5 protein-coding genes are annotated in these 3,280 nt (G+C 70.9%); 2 read left to right on the top strand and 3 right to left on the bottom strand.

All coding sequences use genetic code 11. The annotated features are described in order from the left end of the window. Positions 1-245: TetR family transcriptional regulator (locus ND748_RS28665; protein WP_251749307.1), on the bottom strand; the 245-nt coding region annotated here is incomplete at its 3' end. 289 nt (positions 246-534) lie between these two features. Between ND748_RS28665 and ND748_RS28660 the strand changes: the two genes are divergently transcribed. Then, positions 535-1,704 (top strand): amidohydrolase family protein, encoded by a 1,170-nt coding sequence (locus tag ND748_RS28660; RefSeq protein ID WP_251749306.1) that lies wholly within the window; start codon positions 535-537, stop codon positions 1,702-1,704. Between the two features lie 25 nt (positions 1,705-1,729). On the opposite strand, the gene ND748_RS28655 is transcribed toward ND748_RS28660, so the two are convergent. After that, the gene (locus tag ND748_RS28655) at positions 1,730-2,362 is read right to left on the bottom strand and encodes a TetR/AcrR family transcriptional regulator (RefSeq protein ID WP_251749305.1); all 633 of its coding nucleotides are present in this window, start codon (positions 2,360-2,362) and stop codon (positions 1,730-1,732) included. Positions 2,363-2,442: 80 nt separating this feature from the next. Between ND748_RS28655 and ND748_RS28650 the strand changes: the two genes are divergently transcribed. After that, on the top strand, positions 2,443-2,907 hold the full coding sequence (locus tag ND748_RS28650; protein WP_251749304.1) for a nuclear transport factor 2 family protein: 465 nt from the start codon (positions 2,443-2,445) through the stop codon (positions 2,905-2,907). A gap of 18 nt (positions 2,908-2,925) precedes the next feature. On the opposite strand, the gene ND748_RS28645 is transcribed toward ND748_RS28650, so the two are convergent. Beyond that, positions 2,926-3,280: CoA transferase (locus ND748_RS28645; protein ID WP_251749303.1), on the bottom strand; the 355-nt coding region annotated here is incomplete at its 5' end.

Below are 3,280 nucleotides of genomic sequence, written 5' to 3'. Positions count from 1 at the left end.
CGGCGCTCCACCACCGCGGCCGTGCGCCGCGTCGCCTCCTCGACCACGGCCAGGGTCAGCCCGTCCTTCGACCCGAACACCCGGTAGAAGGCGGCGTTGTGCCGCCCGGCGCGGGCCACGATCCGGCTCACCTGGAGGTCGACCGTGTCGGTCGCGGCGAGCAGGTCCAGCGCGGCGGTGATGAACGCCTGGCGCTCACGCGCCAGCGCGACCGGATCGTCGAGGTAGCGCAGCGGACTCGCCATCGGCGCTCCCTTCGTCGGCGCACCCAGGCAGTCGGCGCACCCAGGCAGTCGGACACGGCCCTCGGACACGGCCCGTGGAACATCATTCTACGGCGGGCGACGGAGCACCCGACGGTAGTTGACGCCACCGCCAACGCACGGCCCCGACGGCTCACCAAAGCACGGCACGTCGAGGCCCGGACGCGCTGTGCAGTCACTTAACCGGCAGACAGCTACCACGTGACGAATGCGTCAACATTGGGTACGCTGCCCCGCGCCCAACCGCAACACCGACGAGGGAGCGCGTCTCATGCCGCTGCAGGATCACCATCAGATCGTCTCGGTGGACGACCACCTCATCGAACATCCGCGCGTCTGGCAGGATCGGCTGCCGGCGGCGCTGCGCGAGCAGGGCCCGCGCATCGAGGAGTTGAACGGCAAGCACGTCTGGCACTACGACGGCTCGGTCTTCCCGACCGTCGGGCTCAACGCGGTCGCCGGCCGCCCGCCGCAGGAGTGGGGCATCGACCCGGTCCGCTACGAGGAGATGATCCCCGGCTGTTACGACCCGGTCGCCCGGGTCAAGGACATGGACCTCGACGGCATCCAGGCCGCCCTGTGCTTCCCGTCCTTCCCCGGCTTCGGTGGCGGCGTGTTCCAGCGGGCGCCCGACAAGGACCTCGCGCTGCTGTGCGTGCAGGCATGGAACGACTTCCACATCGACGAGTGGTGCGCGTCCGCGCCGGACCGCTTCATCCCGCTCGCCCTGATCCCCACCTGGGACCCGCAGCTCGCCGCGGCCGAGATCCGCCGCACCGCCGCCAAGGGCGCCCGGACCATCTCCTTCCCCGACAGCCCCGTCCCCCTGGGGCTGCCGTCGTTCCACAACGCCGCCTGGGAGCCCGTGTGGGAGGCGTGCGAGGAGACCGGAATGGTCATCTCGCTGCACTTCGGCTCGGGCAGCTACGTCCCCGGCTTCTCCTTCGCCGCCACCCGCGCCATCCCCGGTGAGGTCGTCCTCCCCGACGCCCCGTTCGCCGTCGCGATCACGATCTTCTCGACCAACCTCATGTGGTCGGCCACCGACCTGCTGTTCTCCGGGGTCCTCCAGCGGCACCCGAAGCTGCAGTTCTCCCTGGCCGAGGGCGGCATCGGCTGGATTCCCTACATCCTCGAGCGCGCCGACTTCGTCTGGGAGCGGCACCGCTACTACCAGCCGATCGACTTCGACGCCCGCCCCTCCGAGCTGTTCCGCAAGCACTTCTGGGGCTGCTTCATCGACGACGAGTTCGGTCTGGAGAACCGCCACAAGGTCGGCATCGACCGGATCATGCTGGAGATCGACTACCCGCACTCCGACTCGAACTGGCCGAACAGCCGCAAGCGTGCCGCCGAGGTCCTCGCGAACATCCCCGACGACGAGGTCGTCAAGATCACCGAGACCAACGCCCGCACGATGCTCAACTTCCCCCGCACCTGAACCGAACCCGCCCCTGAGCGACCCGTCAGGGCGCGTCGGTGGCCGCGACGCCGGGGTAGAGCGCGGAGGTCAGCAGCTCCGACTCGGCGTCGCGCCACCGCGTCCAGGACCGCTCGTCGTCGAAGTCAAGGCCCAGGGCGTGTTCCAGCAACGGGCCGAGCAGGACCGGGGCGAAGCCGAGGATCAACAGCATCGCCGCCTCGGCGCGCAGGTCCGTCGACGGCCGGGCCTTGCCCATGCGTTCCCGGTGGGCGAGTTCCTCGGCGGACAGATCCACCGCCCGGCGGAACCAGTCCAGTCCGTCGGGCTGGCCGTCGAGCAGCATCCGGCGGACGTAGGCGCCGAGCAGCGGCACCTCGGCGACCATGCGCTCGAAGCGGACGAGCCGGCGTTGCAGCGCCTGCGCCGGGTCCCCGCCGCGATCGAGTTCGCGGGTGTTGCGGTGCAGGTACTCGACGATCCACGTCGAGATCGCGTCGATGACCCCCTGCTTCGACCCGAAGTGGTGGATCACCAGGGCCGGCGAGACGCCCGCGCGCTGGGCGATCGCGCGGACCGTCGTCGCGTGCACCCCCCGCTCGGCGACCAGGGCGAAGGCCGCCCCTCGGATGCGCGCCTTCGCGGTGAGATCCTCCGGCCCGGTCAACTGCGTCGACATTCCCATCCCCTCCCCCATCGCCGTCCAGCCAGCTGAACGGATGTTCAGCATAGGGCCGGGACGACGAAAGGAGCCTCGAGATGACCGAGACCGGTCCGGCGGAACACGGCACGGCGGAACACGGCACGGCGGCACGGAACAAGGCGGCGGTGCGGGCGTTCTTCGACCGGATGAACGCCGGCGACGTGGCCGGCGCCTTCGACCTGCTCACCGACGACGCCGCCTGGTTCAGCCTCTCGACGCGGCGGTTCTCCGACCGCGACCAGATGCGCGCGTCGATCGAATGGGTCAACACCGAGCTTCTGCGGGCCCCGATCCAGCAGACCGTCACGACGCTCACCGCCGAGGACGACCGCGTCGCCGCCCTCACCGAGGGCCACGCCGTCACCGTCGCCGGCAGGCGTTACGACCAGGCGTACCACTTCCTGTTCGAGTTCTCGGGCGAGCGCATCGGCCGGCTGTGGGAGTTCAACGACACCTACCACTCCCGGACGGTCTTCGCGCTGACCGAGACCGGCGCCCTGCCACGGACCGACCCCGCCTGACACCGGCCAGCGCGACGATCATCGTGTTCCGCGGAACAGCGCGGCGTGCTCCCGGACGGCTCCCGTGGCGAGGAGCTCGGCGATGCGGTCATCGGAGTAGCCCAGGCCCACGAGGAGGCGCCGAGTTGAGGCCCCTGGCGGCGGGGCCGCCGTGGGGATCTCGTTCGGCGTGCCGGACCAGTCGGCGTAGCGGTGCACGACCGTGCACGGGCCGAGGTCCGGTTCGTCGATGCGGGTGAGGATGCCCGCCGCGGCGAACCAGGGATCGGTCAGGAAGCCGCCGCGGTCCAGGACGGGCGCGGCCGGCACGCCCGCGGCCGCCAGCAGCTCGGCGGCCGCGGTGCTGGTCAGACCGGCAAGCGCCGCGGTGATC

This window comes from Frankia sp. AiPs1 (assembly GCF_023716945.1).
Lineage (GTDB): Bacteria > Actinomycetota > Actinomycetes > Frankiales > Frankiaceae > Frankia.
Note: the sequence above shows the minus strand (reverse complement) of the source record. Positions and strands in the feature narration are given on the sequence as shown.

Excerpts from the sequence above, each read along its gene's own strand:
- ND748_RS28660 (WP_251749306.1), top strand. The coding sequence starts at position 535 with ATGCCGCTGCAGGATCACCATCAGATCGTCTCGGTGGACGACCACCTC.
- ND748_RS28655 (WP_251749305.1), bottom strand. The coding sequence starts at position 2,362 with ATGTCGACGCAGTTGACCGGGCCGGAGGATCTCACCGCGAAGGCGCGC.
- ND748_RS28650 (WP_251749304.1), top strand. The coding sequence starts at position 2,443 with ATGACCGAGACCGGTCCGGCGGAACACGGCACGGCGGAACACGGCACG.